Annotated in this window: 2 protein-coding genes; both read left to right on the top strand. The window is 56.4% G+C overall.

Annotated features, from left to right (window positions below; all coding sequences use genetic code 11):
* Nucleotides 1-131, top strand: a 131-nt coding sequence (locus tag KP705_RS17385; RefSeq protein WP_215765184.1) for a helix-turn-helix domain-containing protein, incomplete at its 5' end; no start/stop codon positions are given.
* Nucleotides 132-168: 37 nt separating this feature from the next.
* Nucleotides 169-476 (top strand): plasmid recombination protein (locus KP705_RS17380; protein ID WP_215765183.1); only part of this gene is annotated, 308 nt, incomplete at its 3' end.

The raw sequence follows: 476 nt of genomic DNA, 5'->3' as shown, positions 1-476 counted from the left end.
GTAATCGCCGGATGTATGATACCGGCGATTACTCCATCAGCGATCTTTCAGAACTGTTTTCTATTTCTCGGCCAACTGTCTATCGAACTCTCAGCAGAACAGCCTCAACGTGCTTGTTGGGTTCACTCTAAGCGTACGTAAAGTACACTTTCGTGTCGTGACCCCTATTTGAACGAGGCGTTGCGCTGGATTCAGGAGCGGCACGGCAAGGACAACGTGATCGCTGCCATCATTCACCGGGACGAAAAAACGCCGCACCTGTCGGCCTACGTGGTGCCAAAAGMCCCCGATACAGGCCGCCTGAATTGCCGCCGGTTCCTCGGTGGTGCCAAGGCCCTGAACGAGATGCAGACCGACTTTGCGCGAGTTGTGGGACGCCCTGTCGGACTGGAACGCGGCATCGAAGGAAGCAAGGCCACCCACACCAAGCTGAAAACCTACTACGGGGCGCTAGAACGGGACGCACCCGAGCACAA

Source organism: Gluconobacter sp. P1D12_c, from assembly GCF_018812105.1.
GTDB classification, from domain to species: Bacteria; Pseudomonadota; Alphaproteobacteria; order Acetobacterales; family Acetobacteraceae; genus Gluconobacter; species Gluconobacter oxydans_A.
This window is presented reverse-complemented; position numbering and strand designations above follow the sequence as displayed.